Below are 26223 nucleotides of genomic sequence, written 5' to 3'. Positions count from 1 at the left end.
TGTTTCAGAACCAGAAACGTAAGCCGACGACATAGTTGGTGACGCTCGGATCTTCGCCCGCGGCGCGGGCAAAATCGGCGCTGTCGCCTATTTTCCATTCCTGTTCGACGCCGATATACGGAGCGAACTCACGGGCGAATTCATAGCGGAGACGTACTCCCGCCTCGATCGTGTCGATCCCTGCGCCGATGCCAAGTTCGGGCACATCCTGCGCCGCCAGCGATATCTCTCCGCGCGGTTGCAGGATTAGGCGCTGGGTGATGCGCTGATCGAGTTCGACCTCCGCCGTGGCGGTGACGTCGCCCTTATCCGACAGGAAGACATCCGCCTCGACCTCGAACAGATAGGGGGCGAGCCCCTGAATTCCGAGATCGAGATAGGTACGCGTCGGACCGGTCAGATCCTGCCGAACACCGGCCTGTAGATCGAACCAGGGACCGATCGCCCTGCCATAGAGCAGCGATATGTCGGCATCCTCGACACCCTCGCCGAATGCACCCTCGCCTTCGGATTCAACCCAGACGCGGTTGAGATCCCCGCCATACCAAGCCTTGAAATCCCACAGATATCCGTCCTCTCCTTCGCGCGCGCGGTATTCCAAGCGATCTCCGAAAATTCCGAGAAAGGTCTGACCGCCCTGTTCGCGGCGAAGCTGCTCTCGCGCCTCGCGCATCGCTTCGGCTCCCCAGATCGCGTCCGCCGCACGTGGGGGGCCGGAACCTGCAGCAGCAGGCGGCGGCGCTTCGGGTATCGGCATCGCCATAGATCCGTGATCCATGGCACCCATATCCATTTGCCCGTGGTCCATTCCGCCATGGTCCATGCCTTCCATCGACCCCTGATCCATCGGGGAACTGCCACCCTGACCATGGTCCATCTGGCTATGGTCCATGCCGTCCATTGAACCTTGGTCCATCGCCGAATTGCCGCTCTGACCATGATCCATCTGACCATGATCCATACCCTGCTGGTCCATGGAGCTGTGATCGACGGAAGTTGCGGGCTTGCCCGGTGGCTCGCACTGTCCTTCCGGCACCGCATGGCCCATGGCGCGGTGACGCTCGGCCTCTTTCTCGCATTCGGTTGCCGCGGATTCGCGATGCGAGGCATGATCGGAATGATCCTGTGCGAAGGCAGGGGTGCCGACGCCAGCGAGAACGCTTGTAGCGGTCAGGAGAACATGCATCTTCATGCGTTTTCTCCCGGCTTCGCGACTGTGACAACCTGAAACATGCCCATATGCATGTGATAGAGCAGGTGGCAATGAAATGCCCAGTCACCAACCTCGTCGGCGGTCAGATCGAAAGTGGCGCTTCCGCCTGGCTGGACGATTACAACGTGCTTTTGAGGCTGGAAGCCTTCCGGCGCCCCGTTCACCAGCTCGAAGAAGTGGCCATGCAGGTGAATGGGATGCGCCATCATCGTGTTGTTGACGAGCTTGACCCGCACGCGCTCGTTGTAAGCGAACCGGATGGGCTCATCGCTGACCGAACTGAACTTGGACCCATCGAAAGACCACATGTAGCGTTCCATGTTGCCTGTCAGGTGGATTTGCATCTGACGGGAGGGCGTACGCGGATCATCGTTGCGTTCGAGGGCAACCAGATCCTTGTAGGTCAGCACCTTGTGAGGAACCTTATCGAGGCCGATGCCCGGATCGCCCATGCGATCGACCGGGTTCATCGAGACCATGTCGACACCCGGACCCACCTTCACGTCGGGTGGCAGTAGGGAGGTATCGCGCATGCTCATGCCTTCCATGCTCATGCCACCCATCGGTTCGGGCGCCGTCGTCTTGGCGGGGTTTGTCCCGCCGCCCATTGTGCCATGTCCCATGGCAGAATGGTCCATACCCTCCATCGCCCCCTGGTTCATGCCGCCGGAAGGGGCATTGTTACCGTGATCCATCCCGCCATGATCCATGCCGCTCATGCCCATGTCCGCCATGGTGAGCAGCGGCGCCGTGCGCAGCGGCGGAACCTCGGCCCGAGCGCCCGGGCGGGTCGCCAGTGTCGCCACCGCCATGCCCGAGCGGTCCATGCTTTCCGCAACTATGGTCATCGCCTCGCCGCTAGGCTCGACCACGAAATCGTAGGTCTCGGCGGTGCCGATCTGAAACTCCTCGACCTCGACCGGGCGGACATTCTGTCCATCGGCACCGACGATAAACAGCTTCGCGCCGGGAATGCGGACGTTGAAAAAGCTCATCGCGCTCCCGTTGATGACACGGAAGCGGACCCGCTCACCAGGACTGAATAGAAATTCGAGGCCTTCCTCGGGGCCATGTCCATTGGCAAGGTAGGTGTAGGTCGCGCCGGTGACATCCAGGATGTCGGTCGGCATCATGCGCATCTCGGCCCACATGCGCCGCTGCTCGCCGGTCAGCGGATAGTCATCGGTCCAGGTTCGCTGTTGATAATTGAAGTATCCCTCCCCTTTCTTCAGCTTTTCCATGATCGTGTGCGGATGCATGGGGGTGAACTCGCTGAGCAGGATCACATAATCGCGATCCGCTTGCACCGGATCGGATCCCGCCGGGTCGACCACGATCGGTCCGTAATGGCCCGCCTGCTCCTGGAGATCCGAATGCGAATGCCACCAATACGTGCCAGACTGTCGGAGAGGGGGTAGATCGTAGGTGAAGGTCTCGCCGGGCTTGATGCCGGGAAAACTCACGCCGGGCACACCGTCGAACTGGAAGGGTACGAGCAACCCGTGCCAGTGGATAGAACTGTCTTCATCTAGGGTGTTCGTGACATTGAGGTGAACGGGCTGCCCTTCCTTCAGTCGCACGAGTGGTCCTGGAACGCTGCCGTTCACGGCGACGCCGTGGCCCCGGCGACCCTGAACGACCCGCGGACCCTGGCCGATGGTCAGATCGATGCTCGATCCGGACACTTCATCAAACCCCTGACGGATCACCCCGGAAGACAGGCTGCCGCCGCGTGCCCAAGCGGGCATCGCGAGGAGGCCGGCACCAGCGGCGCCCGCGCCAAGCAATTTTCGTCGACTGACAGCAATCATGAAGAAGCTCCTGAATTGACATTTACCGTTATTTACGCGCGCACGCGTCCAACCCCTCAAAGATTTTCGAAGCGTTCCCTCAACCTGTTGCGCGCACGGTACACGCGGGTTTCGATCGCCTTTTCGCTCGTGTCCAGAAGCTCGGCCGCCTCGGCCTGGCTGTACCCCTCGACAGTAACGAGCACGAGCGCTTCGCGCAGCCTTACGGGCATTCGTGCGATCTCGGCCTGAACGAGATTGAGCTCTTCCCTGGAAACGGCCAGCGTTTCAGGACCTGGGAAATCGTCGGCGATGGAATGGAGTTCGTCATCGCCCGACAGTCCGAAAAAGCCCGCGACCTTGCGCCTGCGCAAACGGTCCCGGCAGCGGTTGAGGACGACGGTTGTCAGATAGGGTCCGATCGGCTTGTCCGGATCGAGCCGATGACGCGTCAGCCACACCGACGCGAGGCTGTCCTGAACAACGTCCTCGGCCTGAGAAGGAGAGGAAAGCATGCGTGTCGCGAGTGCGAGAAGCCGACCGGTTTCACGCTCGACGAGCTTGCTGAAAGCCCGCTTGTTTCCGGCCTTCGCCTGCGAGACAAGGGCCTCATCCGGATTGTCGCCCGCCCCCGACATGGCGCTTCAGTCGCGCGGGTCGCGGGTCAGGGCGTCGGAGACCTTGCGGTCGAACTGGCGTTGCTGCTCGGGTTCGAGAATTTCGCGCATGTCGAAGACGTGGCGCACCGTTGCCTTCTGCAGATCGCCCATGCGCGCATGCACCTCGTCGATCGCGGCCGAGACCTCGGGACCGTACTCATGCTCGTTTTCCATCGCCTGGGCGAGCCGGGCATTGGCTGCGCGCGCCGATCCTTCGAGCCGTGCCCTTTCGACCGCGAAACGGGCCTCGAGCGCATCGAGACGCTGCTCCTGGTCGGCCGTCAACGTGAGCTCGTCGTGCACGAAATCGTGGAGGCCGGAGCCGGCCTCGTGATTGGCCCAGCGGTCCGCGGCAATCGCGCCGAGGCATCCTGCGAGCGCTGCGAGAAGCACCGCGATAACGATATGCGTCGTCTTCAAACCCTATTGCTCCACATGGAGGAGCGCCGATGGGGACAGCTGTTCGCCGAGGATAAGACTCTCGCCAAATGACGCGGAAGACGTGCCATAGCCGCCGGGCCAACCGCTCGTTCCGGCGCCAGCTCCAAGCCCGACGACGAACAGACCGACGAACAGAGCCGTCCGGCGGCGTCGGTCGGCGATTTCGCCCAGCTGTCCGGCGCGCTGCCAAACGCCATCCATGAAGTCGGCGGGGACCTCGTTGGGGGCGGTGGCGGAAAGGGTTCCGAGCACCGCATCAAGAGAGTGATTGTCACGCATCCGAAAAACTCCTGTGGGTTGCACGTGTCCTATACGCGCTCGCCTGCACAATCCCTTAAACTTCTTTTTTTGAGGGAATGCCCACCGCCATACGTAACCGAGACGGGTCTGTCAGAATCGGGTCGAACCCGGGATGAATGGGAGCCAACTCGTGAGCAATATTATCGCACCTGAAGATCACGGCGAATTTACACCTCTTCTTGGCAAGAGCTTTCTGACGCCGCTTTACGACCGGGCGATCGGTCTGTTCACCCGCGAACATCTCTGGCGCCAAAAGATTGTCGAAGAGCTGCACCTTGTCCCCGGCGACCGGGTGATCGATGTCGGCAGCGGAACCGGCACTCTTCTCAAGGCCTTGATGACGGATTGCCCGGAAGCGGGTCTGATCGGTGTCGAACCCGACCCGGAGGCGCTCGCGCTTGCGCGGCGCAAGTTTGGAGCGGGAGCCGATCTCGTGAAATGGCACAATGGCTTTCTCGAAAGCCTCGAACTGCCCGCAGGGTGGCGGCCGAACAAGATCGTCAGCAGCCTCGTCCTTCACCAGGTTCCGTTGCGCAAGAAGCAGGCAATCCTGGAAACCATCGAAAGCTTGCTCGTGCCAGGCGGAACCGTCTTGATCGCCGATTATATGAAGCAGGATAGCCCACTCATGCGGAGCCTCTTCCGGGCGACCGTCCAGTCGCTTGACGGCGTAAGCGACACGCAGCCCAGCGCCGATGGCGAGGTCGAAAAACTGTTCGCCGAAATCTTCACGGAGCCATGTCTGCTCCACCGGTTCCCGACGGTGACCGGGACGATCTCGCTATGGCGCGGATACAAGAAAGGAATTGCACAATGATCTGGAAAAAGCCTGCCCTGTTCCGGCGATCGATTAGCGGCGCGGCCTTGCTCGTGTTGGCAGCCTGTTCCAACGTGGCTCAGGCAGCGACCTATACGATGTTCAGGGATCCCGGATGTGGATGCTGCCTCAGCTGGGCAGGCCATGTCGAAGACGGGATGAATACGAAGGTGGCATCGGTCGACAGCAAGGACATGGCCGCGATCAAGACCGCGCGCGGCGTACCAGAAGAATTGTGGTCATGCCACACGATGGAGGTCGATGGTTACATCATCGAAGGTCACGTGCCCGCCGAAGCCGTCGACAAGCTTTTGCGCGAACGGCCTGCTGGCGTTGCCGGCCTCGCGGTTCCGGGAATGCCTCTGGGATCGCCGGGCATGGAGGCCGGAAACCGGATCCAGCCTTACGAGGTCATCGCCTTTGGCCCAACCGGACAGAGCGTCTTCGCGTCTTTTCCGTGAGGGTGTGGAACTACCCCATGCGTCAGCGTGAAAGGGATGCAGGCGATGAGGACTAAATGCGGGAAGCGACACAGAACCCGGTAAACCGGGACAGGCGGCAAGAAGCCTGTCGAACTTCTCGCAGGTTCCGGTGCTGGCTGCCCCCACAGTCCCGGACCCGGGGTTTGGCATGTATCACGTGCGGCTGGCGCGGGCTCAGTCCAACTTATTTTTTCTCGAACGCGAACTCGACGAGGAGTTGCCGCTTCTTATCGCAAGCGGCGAGGGCGAGCGATTGGAGTTCAAATCGTCCTTGCGATGGGACAGGCGTGAGAACCGGGTCAACCGGTCGCTCCAGCAGGTCGTACTCAAAACGGTTGCCGGCTTTCTCGACCATGAGGGCGGAACGCTGCTTACCGGAGTCGGAGACGATGGGAGCATAATTGGCATTGAAGCCGATATGCAGTCACTCAAGCACGCCAATCGGGATGGCTTCGAACGCCTCCTGATGGACCTGGTGAAGGATGGGTTCGGCGGTCACGAATGCGCTTTGGTCCATTGCCGCTTTTACGAAGTGACAGAGAAGACGGTATGCCGGGTAATTGCCGAAAGGAAAGCTGATCCCGTCCATTTCGTAGAAGGAGGTACCGCGCGCCTGATGTTACGTATCGGGAACGGCACGCGTGAGCTCGACGTGCGCGACGCGCAGGCACATCTGCGGAATCGAACCCCCGGTCGAGCTTAATCCGGCTGCTGGGCATGTCAGATTGATCGAACAGCGCCAGTTACCTCTCGTGAGACCCGCTAAAGGAAATTGCTCGTGAAATAGGCGTCGCTTCCTACCGACGCACTTGTGGCCGGAAAAACCTGCCGAAAACCGGGCTCCTTGTCTTGTCAAACAGCCCTTGGTGCGAGCGCGCAGCGTGTCGAAACTTTTTTGAGGGGTGAGCCGCTGCGCAACGTACTGTCTGGCGTGATGTTTCTCGGACGGGAGGACATCGACAGGGGAAAGACTTGCAGACAGGTGACGACGATCAACATAGCGAGAAGGCGGCTTCGATAACATTGCTGGGCGGTGTCGCGATGGGAACCGGCGTCATCATCGGCGCAGGTACCTTCGCACTGACCGGCCAGATTGCCGAACTCGCTGGACCGCTATTTCCGCTTTTCCTCACAGTCGGCGCACTGGTTACTTCGCTCGCCGCTTACAGCTACATCAAGATATCGACCCACGAGCCAATCTCCGGTGGCGTCGCAATGGTCCTGCACCGGGTCTACGGCTCGCTGGAGAGCAATGGTAAATCGCGGAAGGGAAAACCCGGTTGGGACAAGGTTCACGGAACTCTCCCCGCTGCGAATAATTATACCCCCGGACCGTATGGGTAGGGCGTGCAACCGATTGCCGCAAAGAGGCGAATTCAATGCAGCATGATGTCGGGAAAATCTTGAACCGATTGCGCCGCCTCGAAGGGCAGCTGCGCGGCGTTGCCCAGATGGTCGAGAATGATCGTTACTGTGTGGACATCCTGACCCAGATTCAGGCGGTCAAAGCCGCGCTGGGGCGAGCCGAAAGTGAGATTTTGAAGCGTCATGCCAACCTCTGCGTAGCCGAGGCGATCGCCAGCGGGGACGAGAACGAGCAACAGCGGAAGTTCAGCGAACTGATCGACCTGTTCGAGAAAGCGAAGAGATGAAGAGGCGAACACCAAAACCGAAGACCGCAACCGTCTATCGCATGGTCATGCCCGATCATGTTTGTCCCTACGGGCTCAAGACCGTCGATCTGCTGAAGCGCGAAGGCTTCGAAATCGACGACCATCATCTCGAGACACGCGAGGAAACCGACGCTTTCAAGGAGGAGCACGGGGTCGAGACCACGCCGCAGACCTTTATCGGCGGCGAGCGGATCGGCGGCTACGACGATCTTCGCGAGCATTTCGGCAAGTCGGTGCAGAAGGAAGGCGAGACCAGCTATCAGCCGGTAATCGCGATCTTCGGAGTCGCTTTCCTGCTCGGGCTGGCGATCAGCTGGTATGTGTTCGAGAGCGCCTTCACCATTCAAGCGATCGAATGGTTCGTCAGCCTGTCGATGGCGCTGCTCGCTATCCAGAAGCTGCAGGATGTGCGTAGCTTCTCGACCATGTTCTTGAATTACGATCTGCTTGTTAGGCGTTGGGTTCGCTACGGATTTGTCTATCCATTCGGGGAAGCCTTGGCTGGCATCCTGATGGTCGCACATGCTTTGCCCATCATCTCCGTCCCGGTCTCGCTCTTCATCGGCACGGTGGGTGCGGTGAGCGTGTTCAAGGCGGTCTATATCGACAAGCGTGAGCTCAAATGCGCCTGCGTCGGTGGAAACAGCAATGTGCCGCTTGGCTTCGTTTCGTTGACCGAGAACCTGTTCATGATCGGCATGGGCCTCTGGATGGGCGGCAAGGCGCTGGGCTGGATAGTCCTGTGATCGCGGCGCTCCTCCTCGGTTTCGCGCTGTTCGCGATCTCGCTCTACTTTCACATGTGGATGCTTCGAGGCGCGAAGGCGGTGTCTCCGCCGGGGCGGGATCCGCGGCACTTGCGCCTGCTTGCGGGCTCCAGCCTTGTTCTTCTTAGCCATTTGGTGATCGCCGGTATTTTCGCGGGCGGCATGTATCTCGCATCCGTCTGGGGCCTCGGCGGTCTGGAGAAGGACGTCATCGATAGCTGGATGGATTATTACTATTTCGCGCTGATCACGATCTCAACCGTGGGGCTCGGAGACATTCTTCCGGCCGGCCACATGCGGGCCATTTCCGGGATTGCCGCCCTCACCGGATTCCTCATGATCAGTTGTACCGCCCAATATGTCTATAAAACCATGAGCAAGCAGGAGGATTGAAGATGCAACAAGACAAACATTCCGATCATGCGAAAGGAGGGGGCGGCAACTACTGGCGGTTTATGGCCATGGTCTCGACCTCCACCGTTCTCATGTTCTTTCTCATGTATGCGAACGCATACGATGCCGATCATTTCTTCTGGAGCGAGACGCGCTTCTGGATGATGTTCGTCATGGGCGCTATGATGATGGTGGTCATGCTGCTCTTCATGTGGGGCATGTACAAGGACCGCGTGAAAAACTTCATAATTTTAGGTGTGGCCGCGGTAGTATTTGCGCTCGCCCTGTGGCTGGTACGCAGTCAGACGACGATCGACGACGAAGAATATATGGCCGCGATGATCCCGCACCACTCGATCGCGATCATGACCAGCGAACGGGCGCATATTCGTGATCCACGCGTTCGCAAGCTCGCGCATGACATCATCCTCGCCCAGCGCCGCGAGATCGCCCAGATGAAATATCTGATCGAGGACATTGAAGAAAACGGCGTGAGGACAACCGAACGGCTTCCTGATGGTCTGACGGCTCCTACTGCCGCGACGTCTCAGTCGTCGGACGTGGCCGAACAGCCAGCAAGCGAAGGAGAAGCGCAGTGAAAAATTGGTCCCTTTTGGTAGCCGGAGTGGCGATCGCGCTTTCCGGCTGCAATCAGAACACCGCAATTGGAAATGACCGTGAGGCGCAGCTCGATCCCGCTCCGACGCCGGTCCCAATCGAACCGGCATCGCAGGCCTTACAAAATGTAGCGACTGCTATTGTGAAACCGGAAACTATGTCCGATGCTGACATCCAGGCCATAGGCGGAACCGCCGGTCGTTGCGTGTATCGGCTTACCGAAGTGGGGTTTCCAACGTTCGTTTATCAGCCTGACAGTGAAGCTTTCATCAAACTGAATGGCAAAATAATTCCTCTAAGCGCTGATGGACCCGACCGCTTTACGAGCGGGGAACTTCTGGTCACGACGAGGCTGATCGATGAAGAGGGTAATGCCGGCCTTCAAGCACAGGAAATCATCGTGGTGCCGCCCGGAGCCAAGGATGAACTTGGCTATCGCGGTTATGTCCGCTGCGACGATGCTTGAAAACCTTAAGGGGACGGCGGCTTCGATCGCCGTCCCCCGATGACAGCGGACATCCCCGATTCAACAGAGAGTGAAGAGAGTTCCGGCAGCACAGTTTGCTGTTGGAGATGAAAGACTTCAGAATGAACGATACAGCACCCATTGCGGTCTTCGGTGCCGGAGGAAAGACCGGCACGGAAATACTGCGCCATGCGGTCCGCGAGGGCATCGCGGTGCGAGCGTTCGAAAATTCCTTGCCCGAACCATCAGACCGCGTCGACAATGTCGAGTACTTTCAGTGCGACGTATTCAATGACGACTTCAGCGGCGAGCTTGAAGATTGTCGTGCGGTCATTTCCGCACTTGGCATAAGGTTTAGTCCATCGACGGCGATCGATCCGCCTCCGCTTTACACGGAGGAAACCCGCAGGCTGGTGGAAGCGATGTCGGCGACCGGCATTTCCCGGATCGTCGTGATATCGGCGGCATTTGTAGAGCCGCAGCCCAGCGTTCCTGCATGGTTCGAGCTCACAGCAAGACCAGCCTTGCACAATTTTCTCGAGCAGATGCGCGCAATGGAAAATCTTCTGGAGCGCGCGAAAGGCCTGGAATGGACGGCGGCGCGACCGGGCTGGCTCCTGGACGAACCTTATACCGGTGAAGCCGTCATTACCGATGAGCGCCTTGCCCAAGATTGCTTTCGCTGCAGGCACGCCGACCTCGCGGCAGCGATGCTCGAATTCGTCTGCGAGAACACCTGGGTCAACGCCAAGCCCGCCATCGCGCGGCCAGAAGCAGACCGCTTCGAGAAGGTCTCGGCGCTCAAGGCCGAACTCGGGATCGACTAGATCGATGCGGACTTACGGAAACATTCCAACAACGAGGTAAGATATGCTGCTCGAGAAGATAAAGACCCCCGGCCTTTCGCACCTTTCCTATCTGATCGGTTCGCAGGGCAAGGCAGCGGTCATCGATCCGCGCCGCGACTGCGAGATATATGTCGAGCGAGCCCGCGCCGAAGGGCTGGAGATCACGCATATTTTCGAAACGCACAGGAATGAGGATCTCATCACGGGATCGCCGGTACTGGCCAAAATGACCGGCGCCCGGGTTCTGCACGGTCCAAACCCTGCGGATGAGGTTGTGTTCGCCGACACCGCGCGAGAGGGCGATGTTTTCGAGATCGGTAAGATCAGGGTCGAAGTGCTCGAAACCCCCGGTCACACCGACGATCATCTCGCCTTCGTCCTTCACGACGACGATCATCCCGAAGGACCGGTCGGCGTCTTCACCGGCGATGCGCTCTTCGTGGGCGACGTCGGCCGCACCGATTTCTATCCCGAGCGCGCGCGGGAGGTCGCGGGACTCCTGTACGATTCATTGCAAAAGATTTGCGCTCTGGGTGACCAGACGATCATCTACCCGGCGCACGGTGCCGGATCGGTTTGCGGATCCGGAATGGCAGACCGGGAATTCTCGACAATCGGCCATGAGCGGCGCAACAACCCGTGGCTGCGCATCGCCGACCGCGACGAGTTCATCGAGGCGAAAGTAGAAGAGCATCATTACCAGCCACCCTATTTTCGGCTAATGGAGCGGCTCAATCTCGAAGGGGCCAATGCCGCGCCGCGAGTCATGCGGCCAAGGCATTTGGGGCTGGAAGACCTTGGCGAGAGCGGCGCCGATCACCTGGTCGATGTACGCGAGCCGCTCGCCTATGCCGCCGGTCATATGCAGGGCGCCGTGTGCCTTCCAGTGGAAATGATACCCGCCTTTGCCGGATGGTTCATCAGCGAAGGCGACACGATAGCCCTAATTGCTTCCGAAGAAGACGAGCTCGCTCAAGCTATGGCGCATTTGGTGCGCATTGGTCTCGATAATATTGTCGGCGGCTATGTCGGCGTGGTCCCAGCCGCCGCACAGGGCAAAGCAATGCAAAGTATTGCCATGATCAACACCGAGGAAGTCGCACGCAGGCTCGCTGAGGACAGCAAAGATTGGACCTTGCTCGACGTGCGCGCCCTTGACGAACGCCAGCGAGGCAGCATCGATGGATCCGAACATGTCTATGTCGGCGAGCTCAACACCCGTTGGAGAGAGTTCGACCGCGACCGTCATTACACCTTGATGTGCGCCAGCGGCATGAGGGCGAGCGTAGCAGCGGGCTGGCTCGCAAGCCAAGGCTTCAAACACCTCGACGTCTATCTGGGCTCCATGGGCGCATGGGAAAACGCGCAGGGTTAAAAAGCCGGAAAACCTCGAAAATGGCCAATCCGCGATCCCTTCCAGTCTCGTCCGCGATAGCTGTTTGGCCTAACGGAAGACATGCGGGCCTATCCTGCACATGATCATGCAGGGCGGCGCGTCTCGACGATCATACAGGCAGGCACACGCAACCCTCGCTTGAATGACGATGTCTTACCTTTTCGAATTCCAGCAGATCAGGGCCGAGCTTGGCCTGCCCTACCTTGAGAAAATCGACGTGGCCGTGGCTACCAATCTGAAATGCGCAAATTGGGCTGAAGCGACTGCACGAGCTCGGCGGGAAATCGCCGCAGGAATGGTTGGCTTGCCTTGGCCACCGCGGAGCCACGTGCGGGCTATTACGCGCTATCCGCATTCCCAATCATTTGATCGAATCGGGAGGCTATCATCAGAACCATATCGGGATGACAATCGAATTGGAGTCCTTCGGGATTGATGAGCTTCTTTGAACCTGTCGCAATTAAGATCGCTTTGTTTTCGCTCGATTCCGAAAATGCTTCCCCTCGAACATTGCCAAGGCGCATTTGTCTGTAGGACGTTGCGCGCAGAAGATCGTCTGAACCCTCATTGTCCGGTGGCGCTTTATAGGCCCCCGCAAAGTTCCGCTATCGCAGTAAAAGGAGCCAATCCGAGTGTCGTTCTCTCAGAACCTCGGATTACATAAATGCTTTCATGAGAGTTGGCTCGAAATAGCCCCAGGCGGCCGCGATGAAGCTCAACACGGTTGCAACCAGGAGCATAATTATCTGACGGTTCTTGAACCATTTAACTGCGGCCTGGGAGTGGCAATGACTCTTGTGCCGATACTTGCGTAGAACAATGAGCCAACTAGCCGCCACCGCAATCATCGAAAATGCGGTCATTGACCAATGGAGCGAACCCAGAGGCGCCAAAACACTGCTCAGGCTCGCACTCAGCCCGGCGGCAACCAGCACCATCGGTAGAATGCAGCAAGAGCAAGCTGCCAAAACAGCACCCGAGCTGCTTATGATGCTCACAACGGTCGTCTTGCCATCGTGCAAAGGCAGTGGTTCGACAGCATGAGTCGATTTGGCCATCAAGCGACTAGCAACCACGGACGGCCCTTACCCATATGAAGTCTTCAAATAGGTCTGCCATAGTACTCTTTCGAACAGAGGCTTCCCACGCAAGGGTTCATTGTATTTCGCGGATGTGGCATAGCCCTCCACCAACTGAAGGTCGAGGTCAATTGCGTCACACTTTTCTGACAGCTCCTCAAACCCGTCACGCAGCTGAGGTGTCCAAGGTTGGCGGACGCCGCAGTCCTTTGGCCAACATAGCCGCGCTCAACAGCTATTGTACCAGAAAGACGGAACCCCGCGCCAGGGTTGGGTCAAGCGCGGGGTTCCTGAACGGCCCCGGGACACCTGCGGTCCGCAGGGTTCAGGGGGAGGTGGGGCCGCCATTCGATTAACGAAGAGAAAACCGATCGGGACCGGATTTGGTTTTACCGTACACCTAGTCGCTTACGCTTCTTGCCAATCTATATATCGAACAGATAGATCCACTCGCAGGTGTGGCGACGCGTTCAAATCCTAGCATGAGCATGCTACATTCACGCCGACATGCAATTGCTGGCAACCTGCTCGCGCAATTAGTCGATCGGTTCTTGGATCACACGCAAATACGGTTTCTTTTCGTCCCAGCCATCGGGATATTTGGCTTTCGCATCTTCGTCCGACAAGGAAGGCGGAATGATCACATCATCACCCTTCTGCCAATTAACCGGTGTCGCTACACCCTTGCGTTCGGTGAGTTGCACCGAATCCAGCAGCCGGAGCACTTCATCGAAATTCCGCCCGCTGCTCATCGGATAAAGCAGCATGGCGCGAATTTTCTTGTCTGGCCCGATGATATAGACAGCGCGGACGGTGGCGTTATCGGCTGCGGTTCGCCTCTCCGCATTACCCGCTTCGTCGGCCGGCAGCATATTATAAAGCTTGGCGACCTGAAGGTCGCTGTCGCCGACCACGGGATAGTCGACCTTATTTCCACTCACCTCCTCGATATCGGGAAGCCAATCGCGATTATCCTGGCTGCTGTCGACCGAAAGGCCAATAATCTTGGTGTCGCGTTTGGCAAATTCCTCGCCAAGCCCGGCCATATAACCAAGCTCGGTCGTGCAAACCGGTGTAAATGCCTTGGGATGGGAAAAGAGGATTGCCCAGCTGTCACCCATCCAATCATGGAAGTGAATGTTTCCTTGTGTGGTCTGGGCTGTGAAATCGGGGGCTGTCGAGCCAATTGAAAGGGTCATGTAAAATACTCCTGCTTATTTTGTGGGTACTCAGGGCACATTTCTAGCGATGCTCTGAGAAGAATGCGGGTCCGACCTCGTCTTCATCCTGTTCCTAAAGGAAGAGCGCCAGATCCGCTTTGCTCGGGTCAACCGGTCATACGACAAACCGATCCCAGCCAGCATAATGCTCACCGCTACGCTTGCCTTGAGGCAGGCTCAGTCCGATCAAAAGCAGACCGACCGCAACCGACGCCACCGTTCCGGCAGACGACGCTCCCGCTAGGAGGAATGGCGCTGCGACAAGCCAAGCTCCGAATGCAGCGTTTATGAAGCGCAGGGTGCGCGCGACTTCCGCAGTCGCGATGATTGCCACCGTAATCACCAAAGCACCCACCACGTGATCGCTGTTGGCCATCGCCCCCTCGCTGCCAAGCGTTATCCTTGTCAGCATCAACCAGGCTCCCAGAGCCGTGCTGGCCATCAGGGTCCACGGGAAGGTCACGCCGCGCACCGTGTTGTTCCAGATCGAGCGCGCATCGGTCATATAGTCGGTATCGTCGATTTCGCCGTGTGCCACCGCGCCGCCCTTGAAGAAGGTTCGGACGAGCGGTTTTCCTTCCTTTTTCGACCAGTAGAGATACTGCCCCATGGCGATGACTTCATCGAGAGAGAACGGGATCATGATAAGCATCGCAAGGGCAGCAATCAGCGCCGGCGTACTCCACGTTCCGATCACGATCGGCTGAATGATCACGAAATAGATACTGACCACACCCAGCGGAATGACCAGAATGCCGAAGAAGGTGACCATCCACGGCATGGTGCGCCAGCGTGCGCGGGTTCCCATGACCGCCATCAGGATTTCAAGCACATAGCTGACCGCTCCAAGCCCGGCATCCGGGATCGGCCAGGCCTTGGATACATCTGAAGTGATGATTTCCTCGGTCCCGTTCTTGGGATCTGCGAGCGATCCGGAGAAAAAAGGCTCCCATGCCACATCGATATGGCCAAGCTGGTAGGAGGTAAGCATGCGCGATATCAGAAGGCCGATGATGCCCATCGCCACGATCGGAAATCGCTGGGCATCGGTCGAGGGACTGTAGGTCCACCCGGGCGGGATGGACTTCTTGTCCATCATCCCTTCCATGCTCATTCCGGGCATCATCGGCACCAGCACGGAAAATGCGATTGCCAATGTACCGACAAGCATATTGGTCAGATATTGGGCCGCGCTCGGACTCCAGAAGAACAAGGGCGCGAAAAGCAGCCAGATACCGATAAAGGCTGTCGCCCACTGCCCTAGCCATGCGGTACGCTTCGAAAGCGACATCGCGCCGAAAATCATCAATGCGATCCCGCTCAGCATATCGCTCAGAGCAAGAGCGTTGGCCCGCCATTCGATCGACGGCAAACCCCGCTCGAGAGTGACCGCTACGACCGACGCACGGGCAGTATCGGCGGATACGACGTCATAAACACCCGGACTTGCAGCAAGCCAGAGGCCGAGTCCGATGACAGCAAACTGCGTCCAGCGGGTACCGCGCTGGGGTCCGTCCATATGCTGCATATCGCCGTCCATATTGTTCATGTCGCCGTCCATCTGGTGCCCATCATGCGCTATATCGGTGTCTTGCGATTGAGGTCGCGCCGGTTCGGTCTTCTCTGCGTCCGAACGCTTTGGATGCCAGGCCACGCGGGACGTGTTCAGCTTGTTCGTTTCGTACCAGTCCTGCGGGTCGGCTTTCAACGCGTCGATGATGATCGGAAGTGTGTCGCGGAGCGAGTGCTCTGGCTCCCACCCCAGCAGGTTCCGGGCACGTGAAATATCAAGAATGTAATGGGCGTTGGCGTCATCGACCATCCACTGCTTGACGAAGCCTTCATGGCCAAGGACTTCTTCCTCGACCCACGTGCCCAGTTTCGCCACGCTTTTTGGAATGCGCACTGTCGTCCATTCCTCGCCGTGGATCTGGCAATGAACGATGTCTTGAATCTCGGCGTATCCAAGCGTTTCGGGCTCTCCGACAAGTATCGGCATCTCGCCCTCGAGGTCAGTGCGATGAGCGATAGTCTGCTCGACCGCCTTGGTCAGATCGTCAAGATGCAGTGCCGACTGCGCAGCGCAAAGCATCCCCGGATACAGATGCGCCGACACGCGATGCTCATAGACACCGGCAATCTGTTCGGCGAGAAAGGCGGAGTGCCCCTCGTCGTCGTAAACCCCCGCAAATCGCAGGAATACAACCGGAATGTCGCCACGGTTCTCGCGCAGTACCTGTTCCGCATCGGCCTTCGATTGAGGGTAAGGCCAGGTCGGTCCAAGTGGACTGGATTCGTCGATACGCTCGTCGGGCAGCTGTTTGGGCTCGTGAACAAGCATGGAGCTTGCATAGATGAACTGTTCGATGTCGAAGGCCTGCAGCGCCGTGATCAGGCGGCGTGAACCCTCGACGTTGACCTTCTCGTAGAGAGGATTGGACTCACCAGTAATGTCGAAATACGCGGCGAGGTGAATGCAAGCGGCAATTTCAGATCCAAAGTCGCTCCTGACCTGTTCGAGAGCAGTCGCAACAGACGCATCATCGCCGAGATCCATGCGATAGGACGCGGCGAGATCGGGATCGTCCTTCGCCGGAGAGCGGTCGAGACCGATCACGCGATAGGTGCGGCCGAGCCGCTTCGTGAGCGCGCGACCGATAAATCCGCTCGCGCCCGTGATCAGAATGATTTGCTTGTCCATTCAGAAAGCCTCGATGCCGTTTTTGAGTTATCTCCACTTGGTTACGCAGCGGATGGCAGCCACCCCTCAAGGGACGGCTGCCAATTCCTGTCGCTTAGCAGCAACCCGAAGACTTTTCGTCCGCGCGCGCTCGTGAGATTTGCTGCACGAGGTCGGCAGTCTTCGCATCGCTTCCGGTTCGGGCTATGTCTGCCTGTGACACCATCCCGCAGCATTTCCCGTCATCGTCGATGACCGGTACGCGGCGGACCTGGCTGTTTTCCATGGACGCCAGGCAATCCTCCAGGGAAGTGTCGGGCGTGACACTCACGACCGACCGGGTCATCACGTCTCCCACTTGGGTCTCCGCCGGCATGCCTTCGGCCACCGCGCGGCAGCACACGTCGCGATCGGTAATGACGCCGACAAGACCGCCATCATCGTCGATAACCGGGATTTCACCACAGTCATTGTCGACCATAAGTTTGGCAGCTTCCTGCAGGCTTTGGTCTTCCTTGCAGCATGCCGGATCGCTGGTCATGATTTCGCTGATTTTCATCTTTCTCTCCAAAGGTTCCAGGTTACGTTCGATGGAAAGCCATTTCTGCGAAACAAACGCTGCAGAATGACTTCGGCCCGTCGATTCGGCGAGTTCTGCGAGTTCTGCGAACCTGGTGCCTGCCATCGTTGGAAGGTCAAGACCCGGCTGCAAGAACCTTATCTTGCAACACCTGACCGCGAGCTTGGTTTCCTGCCCGAGAAGCTGAAAAATGAGGCTAGCGCTTGTTGCTTTCGAGCCGATCGAGCCATTCACTCGGACCGATCCCCGATCACGCTTGACCTTCCAACGATGGCAAACGGCACCTTCGTGCCGAAACAAATCGAGCCCGGCTTCTCACATTGCTCGTTTGGGCGCAGGGGAGTTGGAGGCAGTTAAACGAAGGGAGAGATCGATGGCCTGGGGTATCGCCGCAGTGATGATCGTGATCGTGTCGTGGATCTTTTACCGGTATTTCGCGCCGAGCGGCTGGCGGGAATGGACCGGCGCAGGGCTCGTCCAAGCCTTCATAATCGCTCTTTATGCCGAGATGTTCGGTTTCCCCTTGACCGTGTACCTTCTCATACGGTCGTTCGGAATCGATCGGGAATATGTCAGCGCAAATCTGTGGTCGACGCTCGTCGGGCTGGGGGAAACAGGCATGCTGCTATCGATGCTGGTCGGCTACTCGCTGGCGATCATCGGGGTGGGTATGTTCATTCACGGGTGGCGAGCCGTCTACAAGGCACACCGCGAGAGCCGGCTTGTCACCGATGGGCTTTATCGGTTCGTCCGCCACCCGCAGTACACCGGACTGTTTCTCGCTCTTTTCGGGGAGGGCGTTGTCCATTGGCCCACGATCTTCTCCGTTGGCCTGTTCCCGGTGATCGTGCTTGCCTACTACTTTCTGGCGCGGAAGGAAGAAGGCGAAATGATCCGCAAGTTCGGTGAAGAGTACCGCAGGTATATGAGGAGGGTTCCAATGCTGGTCCCGCACCCCAGTCGTTGGAAGGAACTGGCCCAAAATTCGCAGCGGCCGAAGAACTGAGGGGACTCACGCCAACCAATCGACACCGGACGTGTGGACCGGAATGCCATCGCAGGGGTCTCCGAGCGAGTAAGTCGAGACCGCGCCCCGCTCCGTGATCGGACTGAGCCAGCATCGCCGTCCTCCAGCGGCCAACGCTAACGTGTCTTCCGTCTAGCATGCAGCGGAAATAAAGAGGCGACCTTGACCTTCCCATGATGGGAAGGACTATATTGTCGGTCGAACCTTAATCTGGCGCTGCGGAGATGCTCTCTATGCAATCAATAGAATCACGGGTGACGCGCCGCGCGGTCCTCGCCGGTTCCGGTGCTCTGGCCATTGGCGGCGGATTGGCCGCCGTTCTGGGAGCCGGAGGTAGAACGCCGGTGGGTGCCAGCACAACCGCCGGTCGCCGCGTCCTCAAGGCCGGAACGACCAGCGCGCCACTTATCGACGAAGCCTCTCAAATACCGGTGTGGGGTTACAATGGCTCGGTACCGGGTCCTGCTCTCAGGCTTGGGCAGGGAGAGGCCTTCGAGGTCCTGCTGGAAAACGCTCTGGAGGAAGAAACAACCATCCATTGGCACGGCGTTCGTGTTCCCAACACGATGGATGGCGTTCCCCACCTCACCCAACCCCCCGTGGAGCCCGGCGGAAGGTTCAGATATGCCTTTACGCCGGAGGATGCGGGCACTTTCTGGTACCATCCCCATCAGCGCAGCTTCGAGCAGGTCGGTCGCGGCCTCTACGGACCGCTCATTATCGAAGAGGCAGAGCCGCCGCAGGTCGATCGCGACCTCGTCTGGATGCTCGACGACTGGAGGCTCAATGACCAGGGGCAAATAAGTGGAGGGTTCGGCAGTCGGCACGACGCAATGATGGCAGGCCGGATCGGCAACACGATCACTATCAACGGAAAGCCGGCGGCACCACTGATCGCGAGGCCGAATGAGCGGATCAGGCTGCGGCTCGTGAACGCTGCCAATGCCCGCATCTTTGGGCTCGATTTCGGTGAACTCGATCCAATGGTCGTCGCGCTCGACGGCCAGCCCGTCGAGCCTCACCGCCTAAGCGCGCCCCTGCTTCTCGGGCCGGCAATGCGGGCGGATCTGATCGTCGATTTCGATTATCCCGCCGGGACCCGGCATTCACTGCGCGATGTGTTCTATGATGGACTGGAATACGAACTCACCACATTCGAGTGTCAGGGCAAAGAGGTCAGGGAAAGACGCCTGCCCGACCCCGCGCCGCTACCGCCCAACCCTGTCGCCGAACCCGAACTGGCAACGGCCGAGCGTCACCGGATCATATTCGGTGGCGGGATGATGGGCATGATGGGGCGAACAGCCAGCGGCTCTGACGCGAGGAACGAACAACGAACCGGCTCCGGCATGATGATGGAGCGGATGGGAGGTTCGGGAATGATGTCCGGAGGAATGATGGGCTGGACCGTCAACGGTGTTTCGGCGAGCGGCCATGTTCACGATCCGATTATTTCCGCCGCGCGAGGAACCACGCTTCTCCTCGACATGACCAATGAGACTGCGTGGTGGCACCCGATCCATCTGCATGGCCACAGTTTCCGCGTCTTGTCGCGCGATGGACAGCCGACACGATATCAAGAGTGGCAGGACACCGTCCTCATGGCGCCCGAAGAGCGCGTCGAGATCGCATTCGTAGCGGACAACCCGGGCGACTGGATGTTCCATTGCCATATTCTCGAACACCAGGCCGCAGGAATGATGGCCACCATTCGAGTTAACTGAAAGAAAGGAAAACTGATGCGTTTGTTACCCAAGGTCTTGATGTCGTTTTCGGCCCTCGCGCTGCTGCCCTCGGCAGCGGCGGCACAGGAAGCAAGACCATTTGCCACGATCTTCAAGAACCCTCAGTGTAGTTGCTGTGAAAGCTACGGCGACTATCTCGAAGCCAGCGGATATGAGGTGAAGATGGTCGCGACCCACGACCTCGCCCTAATCAAGGAACGCCAGGGTGTGCCCGCCGGGCTCGAGGGATGCCATACGATGCTCATCGGCGGCTACTTCGTCGATGGACATGTGCCGGCCGACAGCGTTGACCGCCTGCTGGAGGAACGTCCGCGGATTTCAGGCATCACGCTTCCCGGCATGCCTGCAGGTTCGCCGGGCATGGGCGGTGCCAAGACAGGCACGTGGACGATTACGGACGTAAGAGCGGATGGTGCCACGAGCGTCTTTGCGCGATACTGAGCACCGTCCGAAGCCTAGCAAACGCGCTCGAAGCCAAACTTGTGACCAACGTCCTTGGGACGAGCCGGATTGGCATCGTCAGCGAGGTCCTTGAGGATGGGACAGTCGGGACGTTCGTCATTCGTGCAATTCTCGAAAAGATGTTCGAGCGCGTCTATCATAGAATGGATTTCGGCAGCCTTCGACCGCAGGGCCGAAAGATGGCCATCCGCCACTCGCCGAACGTCCTTGCTCGCTCGGGTGTCGTTTTTCCATAAATCGAGCAGTTCGGAAATATCGTCGACCGAAAAACCCAGATTGCGAGCGCGCCGCACAAACCGGAGCGTATGGATATCTGCCGGAGTGTAGAGGCGGTAACCGGCATCGGTCCGGTCCGCCGCCTCGATCAAACCGATCTTTTCATAATGTCGGATCATCTTGGCAGAAACCCCGCTCGTTGCAGCCGCCTCGCCAATCGTGTGTGAATGTTTCATGCGGGCGCTTTAACCTTCCAATGATTGGAATGCAAGGTGGCTGGCTGAAAGCCGGGAAAATCCCCACAAAGTGTCTTGACCTTCCAATGATGGGAAGCCCTACTTAATGTGCATTGGTTGATTCGATGAAGGATAAGACATGACTATTCCGTCGTCCCGAGCCCTGGTGCCGGTCACCGCCACTTCCGCGCGCTTCAATACCGATGCGGAAGGCCTCTGTTCTGCCGGTAAAGGCCGACAGCGCAAGTGGATGCTCGCCCTTGGTGTCGTTCTGGCATTGGCCGCGCTGGCGCTTGGCTCGATGTGGTTGGGCTTCGCAGCGATTCTTCCGTTTCTTTATGTACTGCCCTGCCTGGCAATGGTCGCCGTGTGCATGCGCAAGAGCGGAACGTCGACCGGATCCTGAAAACCCGTGCCGAATTCGCTCGTGCGCCGAAGAATAAAGGACGGAGCGAAGCCCAAGGCATCAATAATTTGAAAGGAAAGATGAAATGAACACTCTTAAAATGACCGCGATCGGCGTACTCGCGACGGTTGGCCTCGCAACGACGGCCGTCGCGCAGCCCAAGGTCGATGCCCGTCCCGACAGAACCCAAACGGCGCAGGAACAGCAACGCGGTGAAATGCGGGGCGGAATGCAAGGCGATATGAGCGGGATGGAGATGTCCGGCATGATGGCCATGATGAACGATCCGGAGATGCGCGCCGAAATGATGGAAATGATGCGCAACTGCAATGAAATGATGAAGAAGAAGCGCGAGCAGATGGCTCAAAGCGAAGCAGGCTGAGACCCTAGCCTCTGGTATGTCCGGCGCTTTAACCAGTCCCCCCCACCTGCCCCGCATTAATCTGCGGGGCAGGTTTTGCGCCTGTCCGATCGCCTGACCCGAACGGCAAGTGAAAATGCTCATGGACAATGTACTCCTGGCTTTCGAGACCGGTGCCGGAATGCTTTGGAAGGCTCTCTGGGCGCTGGTGTTCGGGTATATCATTTCCGCCGGGATACAGGTGCTCGTCCGGCGCGAGCAGATGGCGAGGGCTCTCGGAGAGCGCACGCCGGCGAAGGCAGCACTCGCGGGTTTTTTCGGTTTTATTTCATCGTCGTGCTCATTTGCAGCGCTCGCGGCATCACGATCGGTCTTCGCAAAAGGAGCGCATCCGGCCAATGCCGTTGCCTTTCTCATCGCGTCTACCAACCTCGTCATAGAACTCGGGATCGTGCTCTGGGTGCTCGTCGGCTGGCGCTTTACGCTCGGCAACTTTCTTCTTGGCCTCTTCATGATGATCTACGCCTACTTGCTAACCTCGCTTTTGCTGCCGAGAAAGCTTGCCGAAGGGGCCCGCGATCATGCCGAAACACAGATGAGCGCGGAGAATGCTGACGAAGAAGAGGAGGGTGGTGAGAATCGCTCGTGGAAGGAACAGCTCCGGTCGAGCGCGGGTTGGAACGCGATTGCCAGCGCTTTCGTCAAAGAGTGGAAGATGGTCTGGAAGGAACTGCTTTTCGGGTTTACCATGGCCGGCTTCATCACGGTATTCGTGCCGCAGAGCTTCTGGAACGCGATCTTTTTAATCGGCGGAGCAACCGATAGCGCCGATCCCGGATTCCTGATCGTGCTCGAGAACGCTCTCGTCGCTCCGGTGGTCGCCTTTTTCACCTTCATCGGTTCGATGGGCAATATCCCGCTAGCGGCGATGCTGTGGTCCAAGAATGCGAGCTTCGGCGGCGTCATGTCCTTCCTGGGTGCGGACCTCGTCGCGGCGACCGTTATCTGGGTTCACGCCAAATATTATGGCTGGCGGTACGCGCTGACACTCTCGGCGCTGCTTTACATTTCGATGGTCGCCGCGGGTATCTCGGTGCACTATTTCTTCAAGTTCGCCGGGCTCATTCCGGACGCGCGTCCTCCGGTGGAAGAGATGGTGGCTTTTGCGATCGACTACACTTTCTTCCTCAATCTGGCGTTCCTTGTCGTAGCCGCCATGCTGTTCTTGCTCCATCGGCGAACAAACAAAGCCGCACTGCGCGAACGTTCGAGCAAAAATCATGGGGGCTTGCCCAGTTCCGCAGAGGATCGTAGGAAAAAATGATGGGGATATTGCGATCTCTCAGCGTTCTTTTGATTGCTTGCGGACTGTTCGTCCAAACGGCGGCTTACGCCTCAGTTCGCCCCGAAGTCCCGATCGCGATTGACAGCCCTTGCGATGAAATGCGCATGATGCCCGGATCGATAATGCCTGACGATACTGATCCGGCACCGTGCGAGAATATGCGCCTCGATTGTCTGGTTGCACTGGGATGTATTTCCCCGCTGATCATGCCTGCCAGGGATGTCGCACCGCTCGCGAGAATCTTGGCCGAGCCGCTGTTCCCTGAGTTCGCGGCGTTCTCGCTGGCCATAGCCGGGCGCGGACCCGAACCGCCACCTCCGCAAGCGCGCTCCTAACATTCGCATTGGGGTGTGGATCCCCATGCGACTGATGCATGCCAGCCAGCCCTTGCCGGGACCGATCCGCCAGATGTGCAGATCGCCGATCGCCGCGTCCCGGTCCTCGAGCGCCTTGCGCACCTCTATGTACCGATCAGAGGCCGCTTCGGCGTCGACAAGCACGGCAGCGGTATCGCGCAGCAGTGACCATGACCAGCGCCCGATCACGAACGCACCCACCAGACCCATTGCCGCGTCCATCCATGCCCAGCCGATATACATACCGGCGAGAAGGGCCACGATAGCCAGGACCGAAGTCAGGGCATCGGCAAGCACGTGGAAATAGGCGGAGCGCAGATTGTTGTCGGCATGCGCATGGTCGTGGTGATGATGATGGTCGTGATCATGCCCATGGTGATGATCGGCACCAAGCAGCCAGGCACTCGCGAGGTTCACCACGAGGCCGAGCACGGCGATCCAGATCGCCTCGGAATAGGCAATCGTGAGTGGACTGACGAACCTTTGGGCCGATTCAACCGCGATCCCGATTGCGAATATGGCGAGGACAAGCGCGCTCGCGAAGCCGGCGAGGTCGCCCACCTTGCCGGTACCGAATGTAAAACGCGGATTGTTCGCATGGCGCCTAGCAAACCAGTAGGCAAAGGCCGCGACGCCCAAGGCACCTGCGTGGGTCGCCATATGGATACCATCGGCGAGAAGCGCCATCGATCCGGTCCACAGGCCGGCGACGATCTCGACCACCATCATCGCGGCGGTCAAGGCAACGACATAACGCGTGCGCCGCTCATGCGCGTCGTGCGAGGCGCTCAGGAAGTTGTGATCATGGGCGAGCGGATTGGAGTCGGCGTGGTGCATGCGGGGCTGATAATCGGTATTGCGGGAGGGCGAAACCTGAATGGAGCAATCGGCTCAGAGACCGAGGTGAACTTCGGGCCTGATAAGTTCCTTCCCTTCGGTCAGATATGAGAACCTTGTATCGCGAAAAGGTGAATTTCGCTTTTACAATGTCCGCCGCGTTTACTCTCTACCCTACCTGTGCGATGCGCGTCAGCATTTGAAGATCAACAAGATACGACAGGTACCCTATCGGTCCAATTCTGTTCATCCCGAGAAAGTCACAAGCTGGCTATGAATGCAAAAGTCATTACGAATTTCCAGCTTGGCCGCCGCGAATCCTCATCGGCGCCGGATGTCTTGCCCTTGGCTACAGAGCACGCGCTGCAATCCGCCGGAGCTGCATTCCATGCGCTCGCCGACACCATGCCGCAGATGGTATGGTCGACCCTTCCCGACGGCTCCCACGATTATTACAATGCACGCTGGTATGAATTCACGGGTGTCCCTGTCGGATCAACCGACGGCGAAGGATGGGCCGGGATGTTCCATGAGGATGACCAGGCCGACGCATGGAAGAAATGGAACCACAGCCTCGCTACCGGCGAGCCGTACGAGGTTGAATATCGACTGCGGCATCACAGCGGTGATTATCGCTGGATGATCGGTCGTGCGCTGCCGATCCTCAACGAGCAGGGTGAGATCCAGCGCTGGATCGGTACTTGCACGGATATCGACGAGCAGAAGCGCACCGCCCTCCAAAACGAAATCCTGAGCCAGGAGCTCAGCCATCGCATCAAGAACATCTTCGCGATTGTTTCCGGTTTGATCAGCCTGACAGCGCGCGCAAATGAGGCGTTCGGCGAAGCGTCGCGCGACTTGCTAGGCCGGATTTCCGCGCTGGGGCGCGCGCACGAATTCGTCCGACCGCACAGTGAGAAGTCCCAACCCGAGGGCAAGGAAGTGACCCTCGCCACGCTGCTTGCGACGATCTTCGAGACCTATCCTGCCTTTTCCGAAGGAAGGATTGCGATTTACGGCCCCGATATCGCGGTCGAAAGCCGCGCCGCCACGCCGGTCGCATTGGTGTTCCACGAGCTGGCCACCAACGCGATGAAGTACGGAGCTCTGTCCAATCCCGAGGGAAAAATTTCGCTGGACCTGTCGACCGAGGACGAGATGGTCCGCTTCCGCTGGAGGGAACACGGAGCGCACATCGACAAAGCGAGTAAGCCTCAAACGGGTTTCGGAAGTCGCCTCATCGAGTTGGCGGTGAAGCAGCAGCTAGGAGGCGATTACGAAAGAACTTGGCATGACGATGGCGTTGAACTCGTCATGGATGTCCGAAAAAGCAGGTTGCAGGAGCCTAGTTGAAGAAGAGCTTAAGACGGGCTGGCGGATCGATTTTTTCGCCCTTCCGGACTGCGATGACATAGTCGAGAACCTGCTTGAGAATGCCAAGATCGACCGGTTTTTCGAGTGCACCCAGCGTTCCGTTCACCCTTCGCCGAGCTGCGCCGGATTGGCGGTCACGAAGATAACCTCGATCCCGAAATTCGCGGCAAGCTTCTCGCCGATCCTGGGACCCGTGGCTCCATCGGCGAGATTGACATCGACAAGCGCCACATCGATCGCGTCTGAAGCCTTTGCCAATGCCGATTCCATGTCGTCAGCTATGCCTGCGGACTCATAACCGAGATCGTGAACCACCGCCTCTATTTCGACAGCTATAAGGAATTCGTCTTCGACAATCAAAATGGTGGTCGGCATGGAAGCCTATCAAAAGTCAAATGACAAAGCTCGGTTCTGAGGGGACGGACAGGCCGCATGTT

The 26223-nt window shown here is 58.6% G+C and carries 30 protein-coding genes and 1 pseudogene; 18 read left to right on the top strand and 13 right to left on the bottom strand.

The window, feature by feature from the left end:
• Window positions 1-4 precede the first annotated feature (4 nt).
• The 5 genes from D2V07_RS14430 to D2V07_RS14410 are packed head-to-tail and all read right to left on the bottom strand — an operon-like array spanning window position 5 to window position 4382.
• Window positions 5-1192, bottom strand: a complete 1188-nt coding sequence (locus D2V07_RS14430) for a copper resistance protein B (protein WP_119587657.1) — start codon at window positions 1190-1192, stop codon at window positions 5-7.
• On the bottom strand, window positions 1189-3024 hold the full coding sequence (locus tag D2V07_RS14425; protein ID WP_119587656.1) for a copper resistance system multicopper oxidase: 1836 nt from the start codon (window positions 3022-3024) through the stop codon (window positions 1189-1191). Before D2V07_RS14425 ends, D2V07_RS14430 begins: the two co-directional genes overlap by 4 nt.
• 56 nt (window positions 3025-3080) lie before the next feature.
• Window positions 3081-3641 carry an RNA polymerase sigma factor gene (locus tag D2V07_RS14420; protein WP_119587655.1) on the bottom strand — a complete coding sequence of 187 codons (561 nt, stop codon included), beginning with the start codon at window positions 3639-3641 and terminating at the stop codon, window positions 3081-3083.
• A 6-nt stretch (window positions 3642-3647) separates the two neighbouring features.
• Window positions 3648-4082 carry a Spy/CpxP family protein refolding chaperone gene (locus D2V07_RS14415; RefSeq protein WP_119587654.1) on the bottom strand — a complete coding sequence of 145 codons (435 nt, stop codon included), beginning with the start codon at window positions 4080-4082 and terminating at the stop codon, window positions 3648-3650.
• Between the two features lie 3 nt (window positions 4083-4085).
• Window positions 4086-4382 (bottom strand): hypothetical protein, encoded by a 297-nt coding sequence (locus D2V07_RS14410; protein WP_119587653.1) that lies wholly within the window; start codon window positions 4380-4382, stop codon window positions 4086-4088.
• 133 nt (window positions 4383-4515) lie between these two features.
• On the opposite strand from D2V07_RS14410, the gene D2V07_RS14405 reads away from it, so the two are divergent.
• The 11 genes from D2V07_RS14405 (at window position 4516) to D2V07_RS14355 (ending at window position 11841) form a co-directional block, all read left to right on the top strand.
• A complete protein-coding gene (locus tag D2V07_RS14405) occupies window positions 4516-5220 on the top strand; it encodes a class I SAM-dependent methyltransferase (protein WP_119587652.1) in 705 nt (234 codons plus the stop codon).
• The gene (locus D2V07_RS14400) at window positions 5217-5681 is read left to right on the top strand and encodes a DUF411 domain-containing protein (protein WP_119587651.1); all 465 of its coding nucleotides are present in this window, start codon (window positions 5217-5219) and stop codon (window positions 5679-5681) included. The genes D2V07_RS14405 and D2V07_RS14400 overlap by 4 nt, the downstream gene beginning before the upstream one ends.
• A gap of 169 nt (window positions 5682-5850) precedes the next feature.
• Window positions 5851-6405, top strand: a complete 555-nt coding sequence (locus D2V07_RS14395; RefSeq protein WP_119587650.1) for an AlbA family DNA-binding domain-containing protein — start codon at window positions 5851-5853, stop codon at window positions 6403-6405.
• Between the two features lie 269 nt (window positions 6406-6674).
• Window positions 6675-7046, top strand: coding sequence for an amino acid permease (locus tag D2V07_RS19225; RefSeq protein WP_325049026.1), 372 nt, complete (start codon window positions 6675-6677; stop codon window positions 7044-7046).
• 35 nt (window positions 7047-7081) lie between these two features.
• Window positions 7082-7354, top strand: coding sequence for a metal-sensitive transcriptional regulator (locus D2V07_RS14385; RefSeq protein WP_119587649.1), 273 nt, complete (start codon window positions 7082-7084; stop codon window positions 7352-7354).
• Complete coding sequence (locus tag D2V07_RS14380) at window positions 7351-8121, top strand: glutaredoxin (RefSeq protein ID WP_233548423.1); 771 nt, start codon at window positions 7351-7353, stop codon at window positions 8119-8121. Before D2V07_RS14385 ends, D2V07_RS14380 begins: the two co-directional genes overlap by 4 nt.
• Window positions 8118-8534, top strand: a complete 417-nt coding sequence (locus tag D2V07_RS14375) for a potassium channel family protein (RefSeq protein WP_119587647.1) — start codon at window positions 8118-8120, stop codon at window positions 8532-8534. The genes D2V07_RS14380 and D2V07_RS14375 overlap by 4 nt, the downstream gene beginning before the upstream one ends.
• Window positions 8535-8536: 2 nt before the next feature.
• Window positions 8537-9133 carry a DUF305 domain-containing protein gene (locus D2V07_RS14370; protein ID WP_119587646.1) on the top strand — a complete coding sequence of 199 codons (597 nt, stop codon included), beginning with the start codon at window positions 8537-8539 and terminating at the stop codon, window positions 9131-9133.
• Window positions 9130-9618 (top strand): DUF6692 family protein, encoded by a 489-nt coding sequence (locus D2V07_RS14365; RefSeq protein WP_199698803.1) that lies wholly within the window; start codon window positions 9130-9132, stop codon window positions 9616-9618. The genes D2V07_RS14370 and D2V07_RS14365 overlap by 4 nt, the downstream gene beginning before the upstream one ends.
• Before the next feature lie 122 nt (window positions 9619-9740).
• Window positions 9741-10445 (top strand): NAD(P)-dependent oxidoreductase, encoded by a 705-nt coding sequence (locus tag D2V07_RS14360; protein WP_119587644.1) that lies wholly within the window; start codon window positions 9741-9743, stop codon window positions 10443-10445.
• A gap of 43 nt (window positions 10446-10488) precedes the next feature.
• Window positions 10489-11841, top strand: coding sequence for an MBL fold metallo-hydrolase (locus D2V07_RS14355; protein WP_119587643.1), 1353 nt, complete (start codon window positions 10489-10491; stop codon window positions 11839-11841).
• Between the two features lie 677 nt (window positions 11842-12518).
• Here D2V07_RS14355 and D2V07_RS14350 read toward each other — a convergent pair.
• From D2V07_RS14350 to D2V07_RS18900, 4 genes are all read right to left on the bottom strand, one after another.
• Window positions 12519-12920, bottom strand: coding sequence for a hypothetical protein (locus D2V07_RS14350; RefSeq protein ID WP_147367001.1), 402 nt, complete (start codon window positions 12918-12920; stop codon window positions 12519-12521).
• A 557-nt stretch (window positions 12921-13477) separates the two neighbouring features.
• Window positions 13478-14140, bottom strand: coding sequence for a peroxiredoxin (locus D2V07_RS14345; protein ID WP_008603843.1), 663 nt, complete (start codon window positions 14138-14140; stop codon window positions 13478-13480).
• Between the two features lie 136 nt (window positions 14141-14276).
• Entirely contained in the window at window positions 14277-16862 is a 2586-nt protein-coding gene (locus tag D2V07_RS14340; RefSeq protein ID WP_119587641.1) for an NAD-dependent epimerase/dehydratase family protein, read from the bottom strand.
• 94 nt (window positions 16863-16956) lie between these two features.
• Window positions 16957-17655, bottom strand: a complete 699-nt coding sequence (locus D2V07_RS18900; protein WP_233548422.1) for a CBS domain-containing protein — start codon at window positions 17653-17655, stop codon at window positions 16957-16959.
• 139 nt (window positions 17656-17794) lie between these two features.
• Between D2V07_RS18900 and D2V07_RS14330 the strand changes: the two genes are divergently transcribed.
• From D2V07_RS14330 to D2V07_RS14320, 3 genes are all read left to right on the top strand, one after another.
• A complete protein-coding gene (locus tag D2V07_RS14330; protein WP_147366999.1) occupies window positions 17795-18427 on the top strand; it encodes a methyltransferase family protein in 633 nt (210 codons plus the stop codon).
• A gap of 254 nt (window positions 18428-18681) precedes the next feature.
• Window positions 18682-20172, top strand: a complete 1491-nt coding sequence (locus D2V07_RS14325; protein ID WP_233548421.1) for a multicopper oxidase family protein — start codon at window positions 18682-18684, stop codon at window positions 20170-20172.
• 15 nt (window positions 20173-20187) lie between these two features.
• Window positions 20188-20634 carry a DUF411 domain-containing protein gene (locus D2V07_RS14320; RefSeq protein ID WP_119587639.1) on the top strand — a complete coding sequence of 149 codons (447 nt, stop codon included), beginning with the start codon at window positions 20188-20190 and terminating at the stop codon, window positions 20632-20634.
• Between the two features lie 14 nt (window positions 20635-20648).
• Here D2V07_RS14320 and D2V07_RS14315 read toward each other — a convergent pair whose 3' ends face one another.
• Window positions 20649-21107: a Cu(I)-responsive transcriptional regulator gene (locus tag D2V07_RS14315; RefSeq protein WP_054527532.1), complete on the bottom strand. Its 459-nt coding sequence runs from the start codon at window positions 21105-21107 to the stop codon at window positions 20649-20651.
• A gap of 139 nt (window positions 21108-21246) precedes the next feature.
• On the opposite strand from D2V07_RS14315, the gene D2V07_RS14310 reads away from it, so the two are divergent.
• The 3 genes from D2V07_RS14310 (at window position 21247) to D2V07_RS14300 (ending at window position 23198) form a co-directional block, all read left to right on the top strand.
• On the top strand, window positions 21247-21513 hold the full coding sequence (locus D2V07_RS14310) for a hypothetical protein (protein WP_147366997.1): 267 nt from the start codon (window positions 21247-21249) through the stop codon (window positions 21511-21513).
• A gap of 100 nt (window positions 21514-21613) precedes the next feature.
• Window positions 21614-21895 (top strand): hypothetical protein, encoded by a 282-nt coding sequence (locus tag D2V07_RS14305; RefSeq protein ID WP_119587637.1) that lies wholly within the window; start codon window positions 21614-21616, stop codon window positions 21893-21895.
• Window positions 21896-22016: 121 nt separating this feature from the next.
• A complete protein-coding gene (locus tag D2V07_RS14300; protein WP_119587754.1) occupies window positions 22017-23198 on the top strand; it encodes a permease in 1182 nt (393 codons plus the stop codon).
• Window positions 23199-23611: 413 nt separating this feature from the next.
• Here D2V07_RS14300 and dmeF read toward each other — a convergent pair.
• Window positions 23612-24412 (bottom strand): annotated as a pseudogene (gene dmeF / locus D2V07_RS14295) (CDF family Co(II)/Ni(II) efflux transporter DmeF); the annotation flags it as partial.
• A 273-nt stretch (window positions 24413-24685) separates the two neighbouring features.
• Between dmeF and D2V07_RS14290 the strand changes: the two are divergent.
• On the top strand, window positions 24686-25765 hold the full coding sequence (locus tag D2V07_RS14290; protein WP_119587636.1) for a sensor histidine kinase: 1080 nt from the start codon (window positions 24686-24688) through the stop codon (window positions 25763-25765).
• Here the strand turns inward: D2V07_RS14290 and D2V07_RS19015 are convergent.
• Together D2V07_RS19015 and D2V07_RS14285 are read right to left on the bottom strand one after the other, a co-directional pair.
• Entirely contained in the window at window positions 25758-25892 is a 135-nt protein-coding gene (locus tag D2V07_RS19015; RefSeq protein WP_267899762.1) for a hypothetical protein, read from the bottom strand. The genes D2V07_RS14290 and D2V07_RS19015 overlap by 8 nt on opposite strands.
• Entirely contained in the window at window positions 25889-26161 is a 273-nt protein-coding gene (locus D2V07_RS14285) for a response regulator (RefSeq protein ID WP_119587635.1), read from the bottom strand. Before D2V07_RS14285 ends, D2V07_RS19015 begins: the two co-directional genes overlap by 4 nt.
• Window positions 26162-26223: the final 62 nt, after the last annotated feature.

This window comes from Aurantiacibacter zhengii (assembly GCF_003584125.1).
GTDB lineage: Bacteria > Pseudomonadota > Alphaproteobacteria > Sphingomonadales > Sphingomonadaceae > Alteraurantiacibacter > Alteraurantiacibacter zhengii.
The sequence above is the reverse complement of the archived record's forward strand: the minus strand, read 5'-3'. Positions and strand labels throughout refer to the sequence as shown.

Coding starts and splice junctions, on each gene's coding strand:
- D2V07_RS14430 (WP_119587657.1), bottom strand. CDS start 1,192: ATGAAGATGCATGTTCTCCTGACCGCTACAAGCGTTCTCGCTGGCGTC.
- D2V07_RS14425 (WP_119587656.1), bottom strand. CDS start 3,024: ATGATTGCTGTCAGTCGACGAAAATTGCTTGGCGCGGGCGCCGCTGGT.
- D2V07_RS14420 (WP_119587655.1), bottom strand. CDS start 3,641: ATGTCGGGGGCGGGCGACAATCCGGATGAGGCCCTTGTCTCGCAGGCG.
- D2V07_RS14410 (WP_119587653.1), bottom strand. CDS start 4,382: ATGCGTGACAATCACTCTCTTGATGCGGTGCTCGGAACCCTTTCCGCC.
- D2V07_RS14405 (WP_119587652.1), top strand. CDS start 4,516: ATGAATGGGAGCCAACTCGTGAGCAATATTATCGCACCTGAAGATCAC.
- D2V07_RS14400 (WP_119587651.1), top strand. CDS start 5,217: ATGATCTGGAAAAAGCCTGCCCTGTTCCGGCGATCGATTAGCGGCGCG.
- D2V07_RS14395 (WP_119587650.1), top strand. CDS start 5,851: ATGTATCACGTGCGGCTGGCGCGGGCTCAGTCCAACTTATTTTTTCTC.
- D2V07_RS14385 (WP_119587649.1), top strand. CDS start 7,082: ATGCAGCATGATGTCGGGAAAATCTTGAACCGATTGCGCCGCCTCGAA.
- D2V07_RS14380 (WP_233548423.1), top strand. CDS start 7,351: ATGAAGAGGCGAACACCAAAACCGAAGACCGCAACCGTCTATCGCATG.
- D2V07_RS14370 (WP_119587646.1), top strand. CDS start 8,537: ATGCAACAAGACAAACATTCCGATCATGCGAAAGGAGGGGGCGGCAAC.
- D2V07_RS14360 (WP_119587644.1), top strand. CDS start 9,741: ATGAACGATACAGCACCCATTGCGGTCTTCGGTGCCGGAGGAAAGACC.
- D2V07_RS14355 (WP_119587643.1), top strand. CDS start 10,489: ATGCTGCTCGAGAAGATAAAGACCCCCGGCCTTTCGCACCTTTCCTAT.
- D2V07_RS14350 (WP_147367001.1), bottom strand. CDS start 12,920: ATGGCCAAATCGACTCATGCTGTCGAACCACTGCCTTTGCACGATGGC.
- D2V07_RS14345 (WP_008603843.1), bottom strand. CDS start 14,140: ATGACCCTTTCAATTGGCTCGACAGCCCCCGATTTCACAGCCCAGACC.
- D2V07_RS14340 (WP_119587641.1), bottom strand. CDS start 16,862: ATGGACAAGCAAATCATTCTGATCACGGGCGCGAGCGGATTTATCGGT.
- D2V07_RS14330 (WP_147366999.1), top strand. CDS start 17,795: ATGGCCTGGGGTATCGCCGCAGTGATGATCGTGATCGTGTCGTGGATC.
- D2V07_RS14325 (WP_233548421.1), top strand. CDS start 18,682: ATGCAATCAATAGAATCACGGGTGACGCGCCGCGCGGTCCTCGCCGGT.
- D2V07_RS14320 (WP_119587639.1), top strand. CDS start 20,188: ATGCGTTTGTTACCCAAGGTCTTGATGTCGTTTTCGGCCCTCGCGCTG.
- D2V07_RS14315 (WP_054527532.1), bottom strand. CDS start 21,107: ATGAAACATTCACACACGATTGGCGAGGCGGCTGCAACGAGCGGGGTT.
- D2V07_RS14310 (WP_147366997.1), top strand. CDS start 21,247: ATGACTATTCCGTCGTCCCGAGCCCTGGTGCCGGTCACCGCCACTTCC.
- D2V07_RS14305 (WP_119587637.1), top strand. CDS start 21,614: ATGACCGCGATCGGCGTACTCGCGACGGTTGGCCTCGCAACGACGGCC.
- D2V07_RS14300 (WP_119587754.1), top strand. CDS start 22,017: ATGGACAATGTACTCCTGGCTTTCGAGACCGGTGCCGGAATGCTTTGG.
- D2V07_RS14290 (WP_119587636.1), top strand. CDS start 24,686: ATGAATGCAAAAGTCATTACGAATTTCCAGCTTGGCCGCCGCGAATCC.
- D2V07_RS14285 (WP_119587635.1), bottom strand. CDS start 26,161: ATGCCGACCACCATTTTGATTGTCGAAGACGAATTCCTTATAGCTGTC.